The organism is Patulibacter americanus DSM 16676 (genome assembly GCF_000420025.1).
In the GTDB taxonomy this organism is placed as follows: Bacteria; Actinomycetota; Thermoleophilia; order Solirubrobacterales; family Solirubrobacteraceae; genus Patulibacter; species Patulibacter americanus.
On the sequence record NZ_ATUD01000006.1, the window covers coordinates 74,427 to 95,150 of the forward strand.

The window sequence follows — 20,724 nt, forward strand, 5'->3', positions numbered from 1 at the left end:
CGACGAGACGACGAGCCGCGCCGTCGCGGCGGGCCGGGGACGCGTGCACTCATCGCGTGAGCATCCCAGGCCGTGGGGCCATGCCTCCCGGCAGAGCCGAGACGACGTGATCGTCGTTCCGCGGTCTGCCCGTGGGTCCGAGTGCGGCTCAGGCGGCCGCGAAGACGAGGGCGACGACGACCCGCGCGCGTCCGCTGACGAGGAGCGGCGTGCGGAACGGCAGGCCTGCGGCGTGGTGGTCGATCTCCACGTCGGCGTCGACTCGGAGTCGTTCCCCGGAGGTCGCGAGGGTGACCGGCGAGTCGATCGGGACGGTCTTGTCCCGGAGCTCCAGGGTGCCCGTCACCCGCGGGCCCTCCGGCCCGTCGAGTCGAAGGGTGTCGAGCGTGAAGACCGCGGTGGGGTGCTCCTCCGTGTGGAAGAAGTCGCTGCGCCGCAGGTGCGCGTCGCGCCTCGCGATCCCCGTGTCGATCGTCTCGACGTCGACGTGCATCGCGCCCGAGGCGGGCCCGTCGGCGCCGACGTCGAGGGTTCCGTCGACGCGGCCGAAGTGACCCCGGACCTTCATCAGGCCGAACATGGCGCGGGTCGTGAAGGTCACCGTGCTGGCGGCCGGGTCGAGGCGGTACGAGCCCGCCGGGACGTCCGTGGTGGACGTCGTCCTGGGGGTGGCGTTCTGGGTGCTCATGAGGTCTCCGAGAGATGTGGACCGAGGTCCGTTTGGCGCAACCTAGCATAAGCGAACCGGAGTCTCGCTTTGTTCTGCGTATCGTGCTGCGGGTGCCTGCCGATCGACCAACGGGTTCCGCACTGCCCATCGCGGGGGAACGAACGGAACGGCGGGACGCGGCGGAGAACCGCCGCCGGATCCTCGATGCGGCGCGCGAGGTGCTTGCGCGACGCGGAGTCGCTGGTATGTCGATGGAGGACGTCGCCCGCGAGGCCGGGGTGGGGAAGGCGACGGTGTTCCGCCGCTTCGGGGACCGGGCCGGGCTCACGCAGGCGCTGATCGTGGACTACATGGGCGCGTTCCAGGACGCCTTCCTCTTCGGGCCGCCACCCCTCGGTCCGGGGGCCGCGGCCGCCGACCGCCTGGAGGCGTTCCTCGTCGAGCTCGTCCGCGTGCACCTCGCCCACCTGGATCTGGCGGTGGCGCACGACGTGACCCCCGGGGCGGCATCGGCGCCGGTCTACGCGACGCTGCTGCTCCACGCGGCGATCCTGCTGCGCGAGGTCGCCCCCGACGCCGACGAGCGCGTGCTCGCCGGCTACCTCATCAGCGCCGTCGCCCCGGGGGTGCTCCTCCGGATGCGCGAGCAGTTCGACGCCCGCCCCGGGGACCTCGAGGACGCGGCGCGCCGGCTGGTGCGAGGGCTGCGCTGACCGGCGTCCCGGAGGGCACCGCGTCGCCGCACACCCGGGCGCAACGACATCGACATCGACATCGTCCGGGCGAGCATCGCCAGCGCCTGAGGGGCGCCGGCGGTCGCGCGCGACACTGGAGCCATGGAGGACGAGACCGGCCACCGGGATCGCAGGGCCGCGGACGTCGTCGTCATCGGCGGCGGCCAGGCCGGCCTGTCGGCCGGTCACCACCTCAAGCGCCGGGGCCTGGCGGGCACCGCGGGCGCCGGCCTGCCGGACGGGACGTTCGTCGTCCTGGACGCCGAGGAGCGACCGGGCGGGGCGTGGCAGCACCGGTGGTCGTCGCTGCGGATGAGCACCGTCAACGGCATCTTCGATCTGCCCCGGTTCCCGAAGCCGCCGATCGATCCGGACGCGGCCAGCAACGTGGCGGTGCCCGCGTACTTCGCCGCGTTCGAGCGCGCGGAGGGCCTGCCGATCCGCCGCCCGGTGACCGTGACGGCCGTGCGGCGCGCCGACGCGAACCCCGCCGGTGACCTCCTCGTCGACACGACGGAGGGACGGTGGCGGACGCGGGCCATCATCAACGCCACGGGCACCTGGAACACCCCGGTCCTGCCCGTCTACCCGGGACAGGACGCGTTCCGCGGCCGCCAGCTGCACAGCCGGGACTACGGACGCGCGGAGGACTTCGCGGGGCAGCGCGTGGCCGTCATCGGCGGAGGCATCTCGGCGATCCAGCTGCTCGAGGAGCTCTCCCGGACCACCACCGTGCTCTGGTACACGCGGCGGGAGCCGCTGTTCCGTGAGGGGGAGTTCCGGCCCGAGGTCGAGGGCCGGATGGCCGTCGCACGGGTGGCGGCCGACGTCGAGGCGGGGAACGCGACGGGGAGCGTCGTGTCCTACACCGGCCTCGCCTGGACGCCCTACGCGGTGGCCGCCCGAGAGCGCGGCGTGCTGCAGCGCCGTCCCATGTTCGCGGCGATCGAGCCCGGCGGCGTCCGCGAGGCCGACGGATCGTTCACGCCGGTCGACGTGCTCCTCTGGGCCACGGGCTTCAAGCCCCACGTCGCCCACCTCGACCCCCTCGGGCTGCGCAACGACCGGGGCGGCATCGCGATGCGCGGCACGCAGGTCGCGGGCGAACCGCGCGTCCACCTCATCGGCTTCGGCCCGTCCCAGTCCACGGTCGGGGCCAACCGCGCGGGGCGCGACGCCGCGCGCGCGGTGTCCGTCTATCTCGGTGCCCGTGGTCCGACGGCAGGACCGCCGGCGTCCGGGTGACGACGGATCCGGCCGAGCTGCTGACCCGCGAGGGCGACCCCCGCGATCGTCATCGCCACGTGGCGTCGACCACCCCGGCGGGCGTCGAGCGCCCCCAGGCCCGGACGGCCGCGCAACGCGCCGTCGAACACCAGCTGCCGACGGTGCTGCCACCGGCGAGCCGACGTTCTCCGTCCCTAGGTGCCCCCAGCAGGATTCGAACCTGCGCACACGGTTTAGGAAACCGATGCTCTATCCCCTGAGCTATGGGGGCCGGGGCGACGGATGCTAGAGCGTCCGCCCCGGCTGCGGCACGGCGGCCGGGCCGCCGCGGACGGGCGTCTCGTCGAACGTCACAGGGGGTTCGCGAGCGCGTGCTCCCTGCGCTGTACGTTGCCGTCCATGCGGAGCGTGCGTGTGCCGAGTTGCGGACCAGCGACGCCTGCGTGGCGGCCACCGGGCCGTCGACGGGGCGGGCCCCGGGACGCCGCCGGCGGTGGCGCTCTGGCGGTCGCGCTCCTGTGCGCCCTCGTGGGCTGCGGCGACGCCGGCGGGGGCCGGGCCACCGAACGACCGCCGACGAAGCCCGCGGCGTGGCCGAGCCGCCCGTGCACGTCGCTCGGCCTCAACGGCGACAGTCCTCGTGTCGGGCGGTGCCTCCAGGGAGGCAAGCGCGTGGCCGTCGTCGAGCGCGGCACGCCCGTCAGGGCCGACGGGGTGACCGTCAAGCTCATCGAGGCGCAGCCGCGGACCACGGACGGCGTGTCGCGGGGTGCGTTCTTCGCGCAGTTCGAGGTGGCGAACGATGCGATCGGGTCGCGGACCTTCGCCGCCGACGCCGAGATCTCCGCGGGCGGGCGGGCAGTGCGATTCGACGCGGGCTACTCGTCGGAGGGCTTCGGGGACTCCCCGCCTCCCGCCGGGAAGCGGCAGCGCATCACCCCGGGCCTGCCCGTCACCTTCGAGGTGACGTTCGACGCGCGCGGGCTGGGCGACCGGGCCCCTGTCGTGCTCACGCAGAGCCTGCCCCGAGCGCGGGCGAACGAGCCGCAGCGCGTGGCGTTCCTGCTGCGCCCGCTCATTCCCACGCTGGCGCGCGAGACGCCGCGGCGGCTGCGGCGAGCGGCCGTCGACGCACCGGGCACGCCGGTCCGCGTGGCGTCGGGGCGCACGGTGATGCCGCCCGGGTGGGTGCGGGCCGACGAGGCATCTACGGCCCGCGCGTTCCCGGGGCGTCCACGCGGGTCGAGGGCGGCGCACTTCACCGCGTGGGTGCGTGCCGACCGGACGGGGGACGGGCCGGTCATCCTGCTCCAGGCGCTCCGGGAGTCCGGGATCGGACGCGTCCTCGACGAGAACCAGGGCTCGTTCTTCACCGAGATCAAGCGGTCCCTGAGCACCCTGGCGAGAAGCGGAGGTGCGGCGCCGGAGTACCGGCGCGGCACCGACCTCGGTGGCCGTCCCGCCGGTCTGCTGGTCGGGGCGGGGCAGGGGGGCGCGAAGGCCGTGACCGTGCGGATGCTCGCCACTGCCTGGCGGAACGAGGCCCACACCGTGGTGACGCTGGGCCCCGAGGCCGAGACGCCGGGACTCGAGGACGCCGTCGCCGCGATCCGCGCAGCCTGGTCGTGGCGGTAGCTCCCCCTCCTCAGCTCGCCGGGCGGTCCGGGTAGACGTCGTCGATCGTCGTCAGCGCGAGGTACGGGGCGCCGCACGCGGCCTGGATCCGCTCGCCGCCGCCGGCCAGGCGGTCGAGCACGGAGATGACGCCGACGATGTTGCGGTTCTCGGCCTGCAGCGCCTCGATGGCCTGCACGGTCGAGCCGCCGGTCGTGACGACGTCCTCCACGACGACGCAGCGGTCCTCGTCCGTGAGGAACGGGCCCTCGACGCGGCGCTGCAGGCCGTGGGCCTTGGCCTCCTTGCGCACGAAGAACGCGTTGGCGTTCGCGCCGCCGGCCAGGGCCGCGCACGCGACGGGGTCGGCGCCCATCGTCATCCCGCCGACGGCGGTGGCGCCCAGGCGACGGATCTCGTCGGCCAGCAGGATCCCGAGGGCCATGAAGCCGGCGGGCCGGAGGATCGCCCGCTTCGCGTCGACGTAGTAGCTCGCGGTCTTGCCGCTGGTCAGCGTCACGTCGCCGATCACCAGGGCGTGCTCGCGCAGCTGGGCGACCAGCCGGTCCTTCGGGGTCTCGGGCGTGCTCATGGGGCCCGATCCTACGAGGCCCGGCGGTGAGCGCACCGTCCAGGGGGCGGACGGCGGTTCGGCCCTTCGGCGCATCTTCGCCACGCCAGACGTGGCGAAGGTGCGCCGAACGGTGGTGGGCGCCCCGAACGGCTGCCGGTTCCTAGTACGTGTCGACGGGCATCCCCATCGAGATCCAGTCGTAGATGCTGGCCGCGTCCTCCATCGGCACGCGGAAGCAGCCGTGGCTGGCGCTGTAGCCCGCGGGGACGCTGGGGTAGCCGTGGATGGCGTAGCCGCGGATGAAGTAGACGGAGCGGTACATGCCCAGCTCGTTCGTGCCCGGGTCCTTGCGGTAGACCTTGTAGCTGCCGCGGATCGTCGGGGTCGCCGGCGCGCCGGGGGACGTGTGGTAAATCCGCACGGCCTTGCCCTTGTCGATCAGCGCCAGGACGCGGCGGTCGACGTCGCCCTCGACGTGGCGCCCGTGGCTGGGGAAGCGCACCTTGAACGTGCCCTTGCCGGCCTGCAACGCGCGGAAGACGGCGGAGTTCGCCTCGCTCGTGGCTGCCATGCCGGCGACCTTGCGGAACGCGAGGACGGCGCGCTGGGTGCGCGCGTCGTAGACGCCGTCGCGTCCGACGACGTAGGCCTTCCGGGCCAGCATGCTCTGCAGCATCCGGACCGCGCGGCCCTGCTCGCCGGCGGAGACGTTCGGGCTGACCTGGAAGACGATCCGCGCCTTCGTCCGGACGGGCGCGGCGGGCTGCCCCTTCGGGACGGCGGCGCGCACGACGACCCGCGAGCTGCCGCGCAGCTTGGACGGGACGACGACGCGAACGAAGCCCTCCTTGCTGCCCTTGCGGTCCTTGAGCGTGACGGTCCTCGTGGCCTTGCGGCCCTTCGCGGTGAAGCTCACGCGCAGCTTCGTGCCGTCGACGAACCGGTTCGTCACGACGAGCGCGCGCCAGCGGTCGCCCTTGAGCGCCTCGCCGCCCCGGGCCTTCTCCGTGACCAGGCTGACCTTCACCTTCACGGGGGCGGGGGCGGGGGCGGGCGCGGGCGCAGGCGCAGGCGCGGGGGCGGGCGCGGGGGCCGGAGCCTGCGCGGGTGTCGTCGCGGCGGCCGTCCTGTCGGCGGGCGCGGTGGTGGTGGTGCCGGCCGTCGTCGCGGGCGTCGCGGTGCTCGACTGCGCGTGGGCGAACGTCGGAGCGAGCAGGACGATCGCGGGCACGACCGCCAGTGATGCGGTTGATCGGAGCGCGCTTCGGGCCGTCATGCCGGGAGCCTAGCCGTACGACCGAAGTACGGGTGATGGACGGACGGACGGTCCGCCCGCCCGTCGGGGCGCCGTGGTGGCGGGGGGGGGCGAGGCGGATTGGCGTCGTCCGGCGACGGCGATCCGCCTCGACGCCGTTCGGAGTCCTCGCGAGGTGGAGGTCGAGGCGGATCGGCGTCGACCGATGGGCGCGATCCACCTCGACCGTTCTCCCGACGGCCCGTTCGCCTCGGCGCCCCGGTCCCGCCTCGGCGCCCCGGTCCCGCCCGGCGCCCCGACATCGGCGACCGGTCCGCCTCGGCGCCGCCCCCTACGCCGGCGCGGCGTCCGCCCGCGGGCCCGCGGCGTCCCGCCGGGCGTCGCGCCCGCGCTCGTAGGCGCGAGCGGCGAGCATCAGCAGCGTGAGGATCGTCAGGGCCGAGACCCACAGGGCGATGGCGCCCAGGACGCTCCAGTCCAGGGCGACCTTCATGGCGATCGTGTTGTTCGTGGCGTGCAGCAGGATCGATGCGTAGAGGCTGCCGCTGAACTGGTAGAGCAGGCAGAGGACGACGCCGAAGAGGGCCAGGATCGGCAGGAAGATCGCCTTGGAGCCGCCGAGGTGCAGCGCGCCGAAGATCAGGCCGTCGATGAGGGCCGCGGCGCCGATCGCCACGGGGGCGGGGGCGAACCGGGCGACGCTGTTGCGCAGGCCGGGGTAGACGATGCCGCGCAGCAGGGTCTCCTCGCCGATCGGCGCCAGCACCGTCACGGCCAGGCCGATCGCGATGCCGGCCAGCACGGAGGAGTCGGCGCCGAGCTTGCCCGGCAGGTCGTCCTGCTCGTCGCCGACGCCGAGCGCCGCGCCGAGCAGCGCGGACAGCACGATGTAGGCGACGAACGCGACGGCGACCATGCCGAGCACGCGCAGCGGCCGCGGCGGGACGCGCCAGCCGATGTCGCTGCGACGCAGCCCACCGATGCTCAGGCCGACGATGAGGATCGGCACGCCGACGAACACGAGGTTCTGCAGGAGGGACGACACGAGGGTGCCCACGACCTTCGCGGTGTTCGTGTCGTCGCCGATCGCGATCCCGGGGATCGACGTGAAGATCGTGGCGCCGAAGGTGGCGATCAGGGCCAGCAGGGCGACGCCCGCACCCCAGAGACGGTCGCCGCCGACCTCCCGGTCCGGGCCGACCTCGTGGTCCTCGACGGCCTCGTGGGACGGGGACGACGGGGACCCGGGCGACGCGGTGCTCACGGCCACGAGGCTACTGACGGCCCCGGGAGGCCGCCGCGCCCGCTCTCAGGCGACGAACGACCAGCGGGCCGTGAGCGCCGAGAAGACGGCGAGCAACCCGAGGCCCACGACGAGCAGGACGACCTGGCGCTCACGGCGGCGCGGGCCACGCGTGAGCCACCAGCCGGTCCACATCGCGAGCGGGAACAGCACGCCGAGGAACCGCGGGAGCGACATGAGCGGCTCGCCGCCGCCGACGGCCGGGGCGGAGAGGGGCAGGAGCAGCGCGCAACCCACGTAGGCGGCGTAGGCCGGGGGGAGTCGCCGGGCGGCGCCGACGAGCGCGGCGATCCCGAGGGCCAGGAAGACGAGCAGCAGCGGGTTCATCCACTCCGCGCCGGGGGTCGAGGCGCCCGTGCCGTCGCCCACGCCGAGCAGCTGGGCCAGGCCCTCGCCCGCGGCGGTGACGGCGCGCACCACCCCGGCGATCGGGCCGACGTTGTCGCGGCCCCATTCGCGTTGCTGGTCGAACGAGGCCGTCCACTCGTGGCCGGCGAGGACGAGCCCGACGACGAACGTGACGAGCCCGACCGGCACGGCCGCGGCGGCGGCCAGCGGCGCCCACCGGGGCGGCGCGGACGGGTCGGCGGGCGGCGGACCCTCGCGCGGGTCGCGCCGGCGCGCGGCGAGGAGGTCCTGCCGGTGAGCGTCCCAGGCCATCACGAGGATCGGGACGACGAGGACGACGCCGGCGCTGCGGGTCGCCGCCGCGAGCGCCCCGAGCACGCCGGCGATCGCCCAGCGCCGGTCGCGCGCGGCGAGCAGGCAGCCGGCCGAGAGCAGCAGGAAGAGGCCCTCGGAGTAGACGGCGGTCAGCCACAGGGAGCCCGGGAACGCGAGCAGCACCCAGACGGCGGCGCCCGCGGCAGGACGGCCGAGCTCGCGGTCCGTCAGCCGGTGCACGAGCATCGCGCCGACGAACGCGCAGGCCGTCGAGATCACCAGGCCGGCGATCAGCGGCGAGCGCAGGAGGAACCCGCCGACGTTCAGCAGCACGGGGTAGAGCGGGAAGAACGCGGTCCGCGGCGCGTAGCTCGTGGGGTAGCCGACGTGCGCGATGTCGAGGAACCAGACGGCGTCCCAGCGCGCGTAGGGCGCCACCAGCGTGTCGACGAGCCCGCCCAGGCCGACCGTCAGGCCCGCGGGGTCGTAGACCGCCTCGACGTCCTTGATCCCCCAGAGCAACACGGCCGCGACGCCGGCCACCAGGGTCACCAGGCGGGTCAGCAGGAAGGCGGGGAGGACGGCCCGGGCGGTCTCGCGCCAGGTCAGCTCGGGCGGCCGCGGGGCATCCTCGGGCGGGGGCTCGGGGGCCCGCAGGGGAGCGGCCCACGCGAGCTGGGACTCACGACCCATCCCGCCCCATGGTGGCGGATCGGGCGGGGCGCCGTGGCCCACCGGGATGCATCCGGGCGTGCAACCGGCAGGAACCGCGCTCCCGGCCCGGTACTGTGGACCGAGAGTTATGTCCCACGCAGCCCGCAAACGCCGCCAGCGGCGCTCCAAGGGGGGAGCGACGCGCATCGTCCTCGTGCTCCTCGTCCTCCTCGTCCTCGGCATCGGGGGCTCCGCCGCCGCCGGCGTGGGGTACGTCGTGTCCGTCGCCGACAGCGTCGACCTCGACGAGCTCGACCGCGTCGACCCGGGCGCCCCGTCCGTCGTCTACGCGAAGGACGGCACCCGCCTCGGCTATCTCCCCGGCCCGGTGCTGCGCGAGAAGGTCAAGACGACGCAGATGACCGACCTGGTGCGCAACGCCACGGTCGCCGTCGAGGACCGCCGGTTCTACGACCATGCGGGCGTCGACGTCGAGGGCGTGTTCCGCGCCGCGACCCGCAACCTGACCGCGGGCAGCAACGTCGAGGGCGCCTCGACGCTCGAGATGCAGCTGATCCGCAACCTCTACACGGAGGACCGCACGGGCAGCATCGAGCGGAAGATCCGCGAGGCGGCGCTCGCCCAGCAGCTCGAGGATCGTCACCCCGGCCGCGACGGCAAGACGTGGGTCCTGACGACCTACCTCAACACCGCCCCGTACGGCACGGTCGGCGGGCAGGACATCAAGGGCGTCCAGGCCGCCGCGCGCGTGTACTTCCGCACGACGGCGAAGAAGCTGACGCTCCCGCAGGCCGCGATGATCGCCGGCCTGCCGCAGGCGCCCACGCAGTACAACCCGTACAACAACCCCGAGGCCGCGCTCGCCCGCCGCAACGACGTCATCCGGCGCATGGCCGAGCAGGGCTACGTCACGCCGGAGGAGGCCGCCGAGGCCCAGGAGACGAAGCTCGGCGTGAAGGACGGCGGCACGTACTACACGACCCGTCGCGAGCGGTTCTTCCTCAACCACGTGCGTAACGTGCTGAAGGACAAGTACGGCCGCAAGCGCGTGGCCCAGGGCGGGCTGAAGGTCTACACGACCATCGACCTGAAGAAGCAGAAGCTCGCCCGCAAGGCGATGGGCGACAACCTGAACCCGTCGGCCGGCGACCCGTCCTCCGCGATCGTCACGCTCGACCCGGCGACGGGCAACATCGAGGCCGCCGCCTCGTCGCAGCCCTTCGGCTCCAACCAGTACGACCTGGCGCTTCAGGGCAGCCGTCAGCCGGGCTCGACCTACAAGACGATCGTGCTGACCACGGCGCTCGAGCAGGGCATCAGCCCGAGCACGAGCTACCCGGCCCCGGGGCGGTTCACCATCCCGCCGCCGTTCTGCACCGGGACGGACTGCAGCATCAAGAACTTCGCGGGCGAGGGCTCCAAGGGCGGCTCCATGGACCTGCGGACCGCAACGCTGAAGTCCGTCAACACCGTCTTCATGCAGCTCGGTCTCGACGTCGGCATGGAGAACGTGTCGAAGACCGCGCGCGCCATGGGCATCACGTCCAAGCTGAACTCGTACCCGTCCGAGTCGCTCGGCTCGGCGTCCGTCAGCCCGCTCGAGATCGCCCGCGTGTACGCCACGATCTCCAACGGCGGCATGCGGGTCACGCCCCGGGCCATCACGAAGGTCGTCTTCGCCGACGGCGACGTGAAGCGTCCGCAGCCCGTCCGCCGGACCCGGGCGATCCCGAAGGACGTCGCCTCCGAGGTCAACCGCATCCTCCAGGCCGACATGAAGGGCGGCACCGCGGCGGCCGCAGACATCGGGTGCCCCGCGGGCGCGAAGACGGGCACGACCGACGGCCCCACCGACGTGTGGCTGGCCGGCTACACGCCGAAGCTCTCGACGGCGGTCTGGGTCGGGTTCCCCACCGGGTCCAAGACGATCTACTCGACGACGACGGCCGGCGGCAACATCCAGGGCGCCTCGGTCTCCGCGCCGATCTGGAAGCAGTACATGCAGGGCGCGCACGGCGACTTCTGCGGCGACTTCAAGGGTCTCGTCCCGTTCTCGGGCACGAAGGGCACGGGCAAGTTCGCCTCGGGCGCCGGCACGAAGAGCAGCGACCCGAGCGACACGAGCGGCGAGAGCAGCCCGGGCGACGCGACGGACGGCACCACGGGCGGCGCGACGAACGGCGCCAGCGCCGGCGGCACGACCACGACGGCGTCGACCGGCGGCGCCGAGCCGTACCCGGCCGACTCGTACGAGTCGGCCCCCGCCGCCCCGGCGGAGTGACCGGCGCCTGATCCGGCACCCCTCAGGGGCCGGATCCTTCGTCCCTGCGGGCGATCGCGCGCGGAGGCGGTACGCAGCAGGGCGCCCAGCCTTGGTACCGTAGGTCGGATGGCCAAAGAAGACAAGGTGGAGTTCGAGGGCGAGGTCGTAGAGGCCCTCCCGAACGCCATGTTCAAGGTGCAGCTCGACAACGGCCACGAGGTCCTCGGGCACGTAGCAGGCAAGATGCGCCGATTCCGCATCCGCATCCTCCCGGGCGACCGGGTCCGCGTGGAGGTCTCGCCGTACGACCTCAGCCGCGCGCGCATCGTCTACCGCCACCGGTAGGCCCCGACCCGCCGGTCGGAGCGACCGCGTGGCTCCTCTCGGCGAGCGCGGGCTGATCCGTGCCTTCACCGCGGGCCTCGGCGCCCGCGACGACCGCCTCCTCATCGGCCCCGGTGACGACGCCGCCGTCGTGCGGCCCGCCGGCGCCCTCGCCGTCACGAGCACCGACACGACCGTCGTCGGCGTGCACCTGCCCGCGGGCGACGACCGGGCCACGCCCGCCGTCGTCGGACACCGCGCGCTCGCGACCGCCCTCTCCGACCTCGCCGCCATGGGCGTGCCCGGCGGTGAGGCCTACGTCGCCCTCACGGTCCCGCCGGCGTGGGGCGACGACGACGTGCTCGGCGCCGTCGCGGCCACGGAGGACCTGGCCCGGCGAACCGGCACGGTGATCGCCGGCGGCGACGTCTCGAGCGGGCCCGTCGCCGTCGTCACCGTCACCGTCGTGGGCTGGGCGGCCGGCCCCGAGGAGCTGCTGCGCCGCGACCGCGCCCGCCCCGGCGACCGCGTCGGCGTGACGGGTGCCCTCGGTGGCAGCGCGTGCGGTCTGGCGCTGCTGCGGGGTGCCGACGCCCTGACGGCCCCGGACGACGCCACGCGCCGCGACGGGCTCGTCGAGCGCTACCTGCGTCCGCTCCCCCGGCTGGACGACGGCGTCGCCTTGCTCGCCGCCGGGGTCCGCGTGGGCATCGACCTCTCCGACGGCATCGCCACGGACGCCGGCCACGTCGGTCGCGCGTCCGGCGTGCGGCTCGTCGTCGACCTGGAGCGCCTGCCCCTGCAGGGCGGCGTCGCCGAGGTGGCCGCGGCCCTCGGACGCGATCCCGCCGAGGTCGGCGCCACGGGCGGCGAGGACTTCGAGCTGCTGGTCACCGCGCCGCCGGCCGTGGCCGCGGGGCTGGCCGGCGTCACCTGGGTCGGCGACGTCGTCGCGGACCCGGAGGGCGGCGGCGTCGAGCTCCGGCGCGACGGGACCCCCGTGGCGCTGCAGGGCTTCGAGCACCTCGCGGGCTGAACCCCGCGGCCGTCAGCGCGTGCGGTCGGTCGCCGGCCGCGGCCGCGCGCCGTCCGGGCCGCGTCGCGGCCGGGGCGGCGCCGTGCGCTCGCGGCGGCGTCGTTCGCGCAGCGGGGGCGCCGGGGCGGGCAGGTCGCCGAGTAGGTCGTCCCCGTCGTCGAACAGGTCGTCCCGGTCGTCGAACCCGTCGTCCCGGTCGGCCCCGTCGTCGTCCGGATCGGCCGGCCCGCCCTTCGGGCCGTCGTCGGGCGGCGTCGCCTCGTCCGCCGCGCCGCGCCGCCGGGGCCACGGACGCCGGCCCGCGAACGGGTTGGGCAGCGGGGGCACGAGGGCCAGCGCCGTGGCGATGGCCGCACCGGCGATCAGGCTCGTGAGCAGCAGGTTCAGCGGCGCGATGTGGCCGCCGGCGACCAGCAGCACGAGCCACCACGGCATCTGGACCAGGGTGACGTCGAGCGTGGAGGCCACGGTCACGAGCGCCGCGAAGGGCAGCGCCGCGCCGAGCAGCCCCAGGCCCACGCGGTGCAGCGGCTGCACCCCGGGCAGGGGCGCCACCGACGCGGGCCACGCCACGAGGGCGGGCAGGAGCAGCACGGCGGCGAGCGGGTTGATCACCACGAGCACCAGGACGGGCAGGAGCACGATGAGGAAGACGCCGAACGCCACGGCGGGCCGTGTCGGCCGGTGGTGCCCCGTCGCCTCGCGGGTCAGGTAGGGGCGGGCGGCGGCGGTCGTGCCCGCGAGGATGGCCAGCAGGACCACGACGAGCACGGCGGCGCCGAACCCGGTGCGCACGGCTTCGCCGGCGAACGGGGCCGGCAGCGCCGGCCAGGCCAGGCCCACCCGCCCGGCGCCCACCGCGATCAGCCCCGCGATCAGCGGGCCCGCGGCGCACCCCACCGCCCACGTGGCGCCGGCGACGAGGTGGACCCCCTCGCGGTGCACCGCGAGGCCGAGCACGAGCGCGCCCACGGCCAGGGGCACGAGCAGCGTCAGCAGCAGGACCCGCAGCGCCCAGGAGGGCACCTCCTGCCCGGCCACGACGAGCCCGGTCTGCTGCGGCCCGACGCTCCGCCCGACCTCGTCCACGGCCAGCAGGCTGCGCAGCGCGCTGCGCCCGAAGGCCCGCAGGCGGCCCGGGTCGACGACGGCGTCGGCGGCCGGCGGGGTGGCGCCGCCCGCACCGAGCAGCACGGCCGGGATCCCGCCCTGGTTCAGCTCGGCCTGCTCGCCGACCGACGCGGGCAGCCCGCGCCGCACGAGCTGCTTCCACACGCCCTCGGAGTCGCGGGGGCGCAGGCCCTCCGCGCGCAGCGCCTCCTCGACCGTACGCGTCAGGCGCAGCGGCGCGGCGCGCGTGGCGTTGGACCACGGGACCACCATGGGCTGCCGGTCCGGCCCGCCGGAGAGGTCGCCGAGGACGATCGCCGCCGCGACCGGGGCCCGCAGCGTCCGCGCCAGGCGGGTGGCCCCGGACAGGCCGCCGCCCGAGGCGCCGTCCGTCGAGACGAAGCGGACGGTGTGCCGGAACCGGCTCTGCCCGGTGGCCCGTGCGAGGCCCACGAGGCCCGCGGTCGCGCTCGCCTCGGCCGCACTGCCGCGCCCGATCGCGTCGCGGTGGGCGATCACGAGCAGCTCGGGTCCGGGCTGCCCGGGGAGCACCGCCGTGACGTTGCGCAGCGTGCGGCGGCCGTCCGGGGTGTCGGCCTCGAACTCGTCCGTGGTGACCGCCGCGGTCGGGAGCGCGCGGCGCAGCTCGGCGGCGACGGCCACCGCGGCGGACGCGTCCCCCGGCGAGCCGGCGGTGCGCTCCGGGAAGTCCCGGGCGATGGCGCGCGCCATCGTCGTGGCGGCCACCCCGTCGAAGGCCTCGGCCGGCAGGTCGGCCTGCAGCGGGGTCGGGAGCCCGCGCAGCGAGAACGCCGCGACCAGTGCCGCCAGCAGCAGCACACCGATGCCGATCCGCATGGGCAAGGACCGCCAGCGTACCGGCGGACTACCCTGTGGATGCTCCGGTCCCCGCCGGGGCGACGCACCGTCGCCGGAATCACCCCCCGGGGTACCCACCGACCATGACCGCCGCCGCCTCCGCCCGCATCCTCGTCGTCGACGACGAGGAGTCGATCCGGACGCTCCTCGCCTTCCCGTTGCGCCGCGACGGCCACGAGGTCGTGACGGCCGCCGACGGCGCCGAGGCGCTCGAGCAGTTCGACCGCACGAAGCCCGACCTCGTGCTGCTCGACGTGATGCTGCCCGGCGTCGACGGCTTCGAGATCTGCCGCCAGCTCCGCGGGCGCTCGACGGTCCCGATCATCATGCTCTCCGCCCGCGGCGAGGAGGGGGACCGCGTCACCGGGCTCGAGGCCGGGGCCGACGACTACGTCACGAAGCCGTTCTCGGTCCGCGAGCTCCGCAGCCGCGTGAAGGCCGCGCTCCGCCGCGCCGCGATGCCGGCCGCCGTGACGGCTGAGACCCCGCCGGTCCAGATCGGCGAGATCGTCATCGACCCCGACCGCCGGCGCGTCACCGTGGGCGGTGACGAGGTCGAGCTGACGAACCTCGAGTTCGAGCTGCTGACGACCCTGGCCTACGCGCCCGGCCGGGTCTTCACCCGCGACATGCTGCTCGAGCGCGCCTGGGGCGGCTCGGCCTACCGCGAGCGCCGCACGGTCGACGTGCACGTGCTGCACCTGCGGGAGAAGATCGAGCGGGACCCGAAGAACCCGGAGTACGTGATCACCGTGCGCGGCCTGGGCTACCGCTTCCGCGACGCGGACGACTGACCCGATGCGGGGCCGGCTGCGGTGGTCCCTCCGGCGCCGGCTCGTCGCCGCGTTCGTCGCCGTGACGCTCGTGTCCATCGTCGCGATCGCGCTCGAGGTCGTGCCCACGCTGGAGTCGTCGCTCGCGCAGGGGCGGCTCGGGGCGCTGGCCCGCGACACGGGCGCCGCGGTCGACGCGGCTGACGCGCGGGGCGACCGCGGCCTGGTCGCCGCGGTGGCCGCCCGCACCGGCGCGGCGGCCACCCTGCTGGTGCCCGACGCCCGACGCGGCGGCGCGCTGGCGCCGCGACGCCCGGTGACCGACAGCGGCATGGCGCCCCCCGAGCTCGGCGCCGACGCCCGGCGTCTGGCCGACCTGGCGCGCTCCGCCCGCCGCACGACGCGGGCGACGGAGGGTGACGGGAGCGACCTGCGCGCAGTCGTCGCCGTCCCCGTGCCGCGCACGGGGGCCGCGGCGGGCCGGCGGGGCGTGGTCGTGGTGGAGGAGCGGCTGGACGACGTGGCGCGCACTGTCAGCCTCGTCCGCCGCCGGGTCGTGCTCGGCGGGCTGCTCGGGATCCTCGTGGCCGCGATCACCGGCACGGTCTTCGCCGTCGGCCTCTCCACGCGCCTGCGTCGGCTGGAGCAGGGCTCGCGCGACGTCGCCGCGGGCCGCTTCGCCACCCGGTTCGAGGTCGACGCCCGGGAGGACGAGCTGGGCTCGCTCGCCCGCTCCCTCGACACGATGCAGCGCCAGCTCCGCGAGCTGGACTCGAGCCGCAAGCGGTTCATCGCGACCGCCTCGCACGAGCTGCGCACCCCGCTGCAATCCCTCTCGGGGTTCGTCGAGCTGCTGCGCGACGAGGAGCTCGACGAGGAGGAGCGGGAGCAGTTCCTGGAGCAGCTCGCCGTCCAGGTCGAGCGGCTCACGCGGCTGACGTTCGACCTGCTCGACCTCTCGCGCCTCGAGGCCGGCGGCGTCGAGCTACGGCCGGAGGACACCGACCTGCAGGAGCTGGCGCAGCGCGTGGCGGCGGAGTTCCGCCCCGTCGTCGAGCGCCAGGGCCGGGCGCTGCGGGTGCGGCTCGTCGGCTCGTCCGTCCAGCAGTGGTGCGACCCCGACCGGGTGGCGCAGATCGTGCGCGTCCTGGTGGACAATGCGCTGAAGCACTCCAACTCGGACGACGCGGTGGAGATCCGCGTGGCCCGCAGCGGGGGAGCCGCACGGATCGCGGTCACCGACCACGGGCCGGGCATCGCCCCCGAGGAGCTGCCACACCTGTTCGAGCCCTTCCACGGCACCGGCGACGGGTCCGGGGCGGGACTGGGACTGGCGATCGCCCGCGAGCTCGCGCACCGGATGCGCGGGTCGCTCACGGTCGATGCACGGCCCGGTACGACCACGTTCACCCTGGAGCTCCCCGCATGACCCGCCTCCCCGCCCGCCTCGCGGCCCTCGCGCTGCTGAGCGCATCACCCCTCGCGCTCGCGGCCTGCGGCGGCGACGACGAGGCGCCCACGGCGACCACCCGGACGGCCGCCGGCACCGGCACCGGCTCCGTCGCGACGGTGGAGGACCTGCCGACGGACGACGGGCAGGCCACGAGCGGCCGCGGCGTCGCCATCGACGCGCGCCAGGTCTACGACCGCCTCGGCAACGGCGTGGTCACGGTGCTGGCGCGCGGCTCGTCCGGCGGCCAGGAGAGCGGCGGCCTGGGCTCGGGATTCGTCATCTCCGACCGCGGCGAGATCGTGACGAACGCCCACGTGGTGACCTCGGGCTCCCGCAGCAACCCGCAGCCCGCGAAGCAGGTCTTCATCCGCTTCGCCGACCGCAACCAGGTCGAGGCGAAGATCCTGGGCACCGACCGCTTCAACGACGTCGCGCTGCTGCAGGTGAAGCCGGAGGACCTCGACCTCGTGCCGCTGCGGTTCGCCGGCCCGACGGACGCGAAGGTCGGCGACCCCGTGATGGCGATCGGCTCGCCCTTCGGCGAGGAGCAGTCCGTCTCCATCGGCGTCGTCTCCGCGCTCGACCGGTCGATCCAGTCGCTCTCGGGCTTCGACACCGTCGACGCGATCCAGACCGACGCCGCGATCAACCGCGGCAACTCGGGCGGCCCGCTGCTCGACGCCCGCGGCCGCGTGCTCGGCATCAACTCGCAGATCGAGACGTCGACGGGCGACGGCTCCGGCGTCGGCTTCGCGGTCTCCTCCGACACGGTGCGCCGCGCCGTCGACCAGATCCGCAAGGTCGGCTCCGCGTCCTACCCGTACCTGGGCGTCTCGACCGTCGAGGTCTACCCGCAGCTCGCGAAGAAGTTCGATCTCGGCACGAACACGGGCGCGTGGATCCAGCTCGTGCCGGAGGACGGGCCCGCCGACGCGGCCGGCCTGCGCGGTCCGACGAGCCGGACGGACCGGCCGTTCCAGGTCGGCACGTACCGGACCGGGGGCGACGTGATCGTCGGCATCGACGACCAGCCCGTCCGCAGCTCGACCGACCTGGCCGAGGTCGCCCAGCGGTTCCGCCCCGGGCAGACCGTCACCGTCCGCGTCGTCCGGGACGGGAAGAAGCGCGACGTCCGCACGAAGCTCGGCCGTCGCCCGACCACCGCGCCGCGCGACTGAGCCCCGGCCGGCCACCCGACCGGGCCTTCGGACACGCCCTGGCTACCAGGACCCCGGGGGCCGCCGGTACTGTGCCGGGTGAGATGCCGGATCCCCCGCAGAAGCCGCTCGTCCTCGTCAGCAACCGCGGTCCGGTCACCTACGACCAGGACGGCACGATCAACCGCGGGACGGGCGGGCTCGTCACCGCGCTGACCGGCCTGGCGACCCACCGCGAGGTCACGTGGATCGCCAACGCCATGGGCCGCGGCGACGCCGACCGGGCGCGGAAGGCCGAGGGCAAGGCCTTCACCGTCCAATCGCCCGTCGGCGGCGACTACGACGTGCGGCTGGTGGTGTCGGACGAGCGGGCCTACGAGGGCTTCTACTCGATCATCTCCAACCCGATGCTGTGGTTCATCCAGCACAACCTGTGGGACCTGTCCAACGCGCCGGACATCCGCACCCACGAGGTCGAGGCGTACGACTACGGCTACAAGCTGGTCAACGAGGACCTGTCCCACGCGGTGGCGGAGGAGATCGACGGGATCGAGGACCCCGTCGTGATGATCCACGACTACCACCTGTACCTGCTGCCGGAGATGATCCGCAAGCGGCGGCCCGACGTCTTCCTGCACCACTTCGTCCACATCCCGTGGTCGCAGTCGGACTCCTGGCGCGTGCTGCCGGGCCGGATCCGCAACGAGATCTTCCGCGGCATCCTCGCCAACGACATCATCGGGTTCCACACCCGCAGCTACCGCCGGAACTTCCTGCAGTGCTGCGAGGACCTGCTCGAGCTCGAGGTCGACCACAAGCAGGGCGTCGTGCGCATCGACGACCGCGAGGTCTGGGTCCGCGCCTACCCGCTGCCGATCGACGCCGCCGCCACGCGCACCGTCTCGCGCCGCGTCCGCGTGCGCCAGTTCGAGGACGAGCTGCTGCGCCGCCGCCGCGACTTCATGATTCTGCGCGTCGACCGCGCGGACCTGTCGAAGAACGTTCTCCGCGGCTTCTCCGCGTTCGACCTCTTCCTGGAGCAGCACCCCGAGTTCAACGAGCGCGTCACGTTCGTGGCGCAGCTCATGCCGTCCCGGACCGACGTCCCGGAGTACCGCGAGTACCTCGAGCGGATCGAGGCCCTCGTCGCGGTCGTCAACCACCGCCACGGCACGCCGGACTGGATGCCGATCCAGCTCAAGCTGCGCGACGACCTGGAGGAGGCCATGGCCTCCTACCGCCACTACGACGTCCACATCGTCAACGCGATGTTCGACGGCATGAACCTGGTGGCGAAGGAGGGGCCGATCGTCAACGAGCGCGACGGCGTCTCCATCCTCTCCGAGAACACGGGCGCCCACGAGGAGCTCGGCGAGTTCGCGCTCACGGTCAACCCGTTCGACGTGCAGGAGCTGGCGAACATGATCCACCGCGCCCTCACGATGAGCGGCACGGAGCGCAAGCGCCGCGCGGACGGCCTGCGCGAGATCGTGACCCGCCGCAACCCGGGCGACTGGATCGACGACCAGCTCGCCGACATCCGCCGCAAGGCCGCGGGCGCCGCGGCGCACGACGAGGTCTAGCGGGCGCCCCTCCGGGGGCGTGGCCTCCCCGGGCGCAGTGGTCCCGGGCGTGGCCTCGCCGAGGCCCGCCCGCGGGGGCCGCGCCTCACGGGCCGAACTCGGCAGCGGCGCTGCCGCCCCCACCGCTCGGCCGGCGAGGGGCGGGGGCGGGACTCCCGCCGCCGGGCGTGGCCGCGGCGGCCGGGGCCGGCCGCGGCGCGGGAGCAGGCACGGGAGCCGGAGCCGGAGCGGGGGCGGGCGTCGGCCGCACGGTCGGCGCGGGGCGGCCGGCCGGGCGGGACGACGTCGGAGCCGCCTCCGGGGTCCTGCGCCGGACGGTGCGGCGGCGCGGGGCACGGCGCTCGCGGGCTCGGGCCTCACGGCGGCGGGCGGACCGGGCCCGAGCCCGCCGTGCCTCGGCGACTCGCGCCTTCCGCGCGGCGGCTCGCGTGTCCCGCGCCTTCCGCCCGGCGGCTCGGGCCTTCTGCTGGGCGGCTCGTCCCGCGGCGTCGACGTCGTCGGTCACGGGGGAGCGATCGGCCCCGGTCGTCACCCCCGCGGTCGCGTCCTCCGCGGTGGGGTCGACCCCACCGGCGGCGCCGTCCTCGGCACCGTCCCGCGTGCCGGGATCCGCCGGCGCCGCGCGCGCTGCGGATCCGTCCGGAGACACGGCCTGCACCGACCCGTCGGGCACCGCGGGCGGGGCGCCGCCGAGGCGCGGTCCGGCCGCCACGAGGACGACGGCGACGAGCACGGCGGCGAGCGTGCCGACGTTGCCCCACCGGACCCGGCGGAGGACGCTCGACGGAGAGGGGGCCTGGTGCGGCATGCTGTGGGGACCCGCCGCGGGGGCGCCGTTCGCCCCCCCGCGACCCGGCCCGGCACCGTCGCCCGACCTGCACATCGGTCGGACGACCCGCTGCACGGGCCCTCTGCTACTGTCGACCGTCGCTTCACAAGCGCAACTTTCTTATGGCCGCTCCCGCTCCTTCTTACGACCTCGTCCTCCTCCTCCACGCGACTGCCGACGAGCAGACGCGGCAGAAGGTCGGCGCTGATGTCGACAAGCTGATCCAGGACGACGGCACTCTCCTCGAGGCGCGTGAGTGGGGCGTTCGCCAGCTGGCGTACCCCATCAACGACGAGGCGACCGCCGAGTACCGCGTGTTCCGCTTCCAGGGCCCGGCGACGCTCCTCAACGAGATCGACCGCCAGCTCAAGATCAACGACACGGTGATGCGCCACCGCATCATCAAGCTTGAGCGCAACCCCGTCGACCTCCCGGACCTCCGCGAGATCGACGAGCAGGCCGCCGCCGCCGGGGCCGCCGTGGCCGCCGCCGAGGCGAGCTGAGCCTCCCCTCCTTCCCGCGCCGGCGACCGCCGGCGCAGCGCACGCGAGCCGCCCACCGGGCGGCTCGTTCGCGTTCTGGCCGCAATACGGCACCTTCGG

17 protein-coding genes and 1 tRNA gene are annotated in these 20,724 nt (G+C 74.8%); 11 read left to right on the forward strand and 7 right to left on the reverse strand.

The genetic code is table 11. From position 1 onward, the window contains the following. Positions 1-148: 148 nt before the first annotated feature. Positions 149-688, reverse strand: coding sequence for a YceI family protein (locus tag F593_RS24505; RefSeq protein ID WP_022928876.1), 540 nt, complete (start codon positions 686-688; stop codon positions 149-151). A gap of 14 nt (positions 689-702) precedes the next feature. On the opposite strand from F593_RS24505, the gene F593_RS0111370 reads away from it, so the two are divergent. Together F593_RS0111370 and F593_RS24510 are read left to right on the forward strand one after the other, a co-directional pair. Next, a complete protein-coding gene (locus F593_RS0111370) occupies positions 703-1,383 on the forward strand; it encodes a TetR/AcrR family transcriptional regulator (RefSeq protein WP_022928877.1) in 681 nt (226 codons plus the stop codon). A 123-nt stretch (positions 1,384-1,506) separates the two neighbouring features. Continuing rightward, positions 1,507-2,649: an NAD(P)-binding domain-containing protein gene (locus tag F593_RS24510; protein ID WP_022928878.1), complete on the forward strand. Its 1,143-nt coding sequence runs from the start codon at positions 1,507-1,509 to the stop codon at positions 2,647-2,649. 181 nt (positions 2,650-2,830) lie between these two features. On the opposite strand, the gene F593_RS0111380 is transcribed toward F593_RS24510, so the two are convergent. Further along, positions 2,831-2,902, reverse strand: a tRNA-Arg gene (locus F593_RS0111380). A 401-nt stretch (positions 2,903-3,303) separates the two neighbouring features. On the opposite strand from F593_RS0111380, the gene F593_RS0111385 reads away from it, so the two are divergent. Continuing rightward, on the forward strand, positions 3,304-4,266 hold the full coding sequence (locus F593_RS0111385) for a hypothetical protein (RefSeq protein WP_022928879.1): 963 nt from the start codon (positions 3,304-3,306) through the stop codon (positions 4,264-4,266). Between the two features lie 10 nt (positions 4,267-4,276). Here the strand turns inward: F593_RS0111385 and pyrE are convergent, their stop codons facing one another. The 4 genes from pyrE to F593_RS0111405 form a co-directional block, all read right to left on the reverse strand. Further along, positions 4,277-4,837 (reverse strand): orotate phosphoribosyltransferase, encoded by a 561-nt coding sequence (gene pyrE / locus F593_RS0111390; protein WP_022928880.1) that lies wholly within the window; start codon positions 4,835-4,837, stop codon positions 4,277-4,279. Positions 4,838-4,979: 142 nt separating this feature from the next. Next, the gene (locus tag F593_RS0111395) at positions 4,980-6,095 is read right to left on the reverse strand and encodes a L,D-transpeptidase family protein (RefSeq protein WP_157251738.1); all 1,116 of its coding nucleotides are present in this window, start codon (positions 6,093-6,095) and stop codon (positions 4,980-4,982) included. A 310-nt stretch (positions 6,096-6,405) separates the two neighbouring features. Beyond that, on the reverse strand, positions 6,406-7,338 hold the full coding sequence (locus F593_RS28235) for a CPBP family intramembrane glutamic endopeptidase (protein WP_022928882.1): 933 nt from the start codon (positions 7,336-7,338) through the stop codon (positions 6,406-6,408). Positions 7,339-7,383: 45 nt separating this feature from the next. After that, positions 7,384-8,733, reverse strand: coding sequence for a mannosyltransferase family protein (locus F593_RS0111405; RefSeq protein ID WP_022928883.1), 1,350 nt, complete (start codon positions 8,731-8,733; stop codon positions 7,384-7,386). Between the two features lie 109 nt (positions 8,734-8,842). On the opposite strand from F593_RS0111405, the gene F593_RS0111410 reads away from it, so the two are divergent. The 3 genes from F593_RS0111410 (at position 8,843) to thiL (ending at position 12,338) form a co-directional block, all read left to right on the forward strand. After that, positions 8,843-10,996, forward strand: coding sequence for a transglycosylase domain-containing protein (locus F593_RS0111410; RefSeq protein WP_022928884.1), 2,154 nt, complete (start codon positions 8,843-8,845; stop codon positions 10,994-10,996). A gap of 108 nt (positions 10,997-11,104) precedes the next feature. Further along, positions 11,105-11,323: a translation initiation factor IF-1 gene (infA, locus tag F593_RS0111415; protein ID WP_007577037.1), complete on the forward strand. Its 219-nt coding sequence runs from the start codon at positions 11,105-11,107 to the stop codon at positions 11,321-11,323. Positions 11,324-11,351: 28 nt separating this feature from the next. Next, positions 11,352-12,338 (forward strand): thiamine-phosphate kinase, encoded by a 987-nt coding sequence (gene thiL, locus F593_RS24520; protein WP_022928885.1) that lies wholly within the window; start codon positions 11,352-11,354, stop codon positions 12,336-12,338. A gap of 12 nt (positions 12,339-12,350) precedes the next feature. On the opposite strand, the gene F593_RS0111425 is transcribed toward thiL, so the two are convergent. Then, on the reverse strand, positions 12,351-14,306 hold the full coding sequence (locus tag F593_RS0111425; protein ID WP_022928886.1) for a M28 family peptidase: 1,956 nt from the start codon (positions 14,304-14,306) through the stop codon (positions 12,351-12,353). A 104-nt stretch (positions 14,307-14,410) separates the two neighbouring features. Here F593_RS0111425 and F593_RS0111430 point away from each other — a divergent pair, with 104 nt between their 5' ends. From F593_RS0111430 to rpsF, 5 genes are all read left to right on the forward strand, one after another. Further along, positions 14,411-15,121, forward strand: a complete 711-nt coding sequence (locus tag F593_RS0111430; RefSeq protein ID WP_022928887.1) for a response regulator transcription factor — start codon at positions 14,411-14,413, stop codon at positions 15,119-15,121. A 4-nt stretch (positions 15,122-15,125) separates the two neighbouring features. After that, positions 15,126-16,529 (forward strand): sensor histidine kinase, encoded by a 1,404-nt coding sequence (locus F593_RS0111435; protein ID WP_022928888.1) that lies wholly within the window; start codon positions 15,126-15,128, stop codon positions 16,527-16,529. Continuing rightward, positions 16,526-17,731: a S1C family serine protease gene (locus F593_RS24525; protein ID WP_022928889.1), complete on the forward strand. Its 1,206-nt coding sequence runs from the start codon at positions 16,526-16,528 to the stop codon at positions 17,729-17,731. Before F593_RS0111435 ends, F593_RS24525 begins: the two co-directional genes overlap by 4 nt. 83 nt (positions 17,732-17,814) lie before the next feature. After that, positions 17,815-19,293, forward strand: a complete 1,479-nt coding sequence (locus F593_RS0111445) for an alpha,alpha-trehalose-phosphate synthase (UDP-forming) (RefSeq protein WP_022928890.1) — start codon at positions 17,815-17,817, stop codon at positions 19,291-19,293. Positions 19,294-20,244: 951 nt separating this feature from the next. Then, positions 20,245-20,625, forward strand: coding sequence for a 30S ribosomal protein S6 (rpsF, locus tag F593_RS28240; protein ID WP_022928892.1), 381 nt, complete (start codon positions 20,245-20,247; stop codon positions 20,623-20,625). The last annotated feature ends 99 nt before the right edge of the window (positions 20,626-20,724 follow it).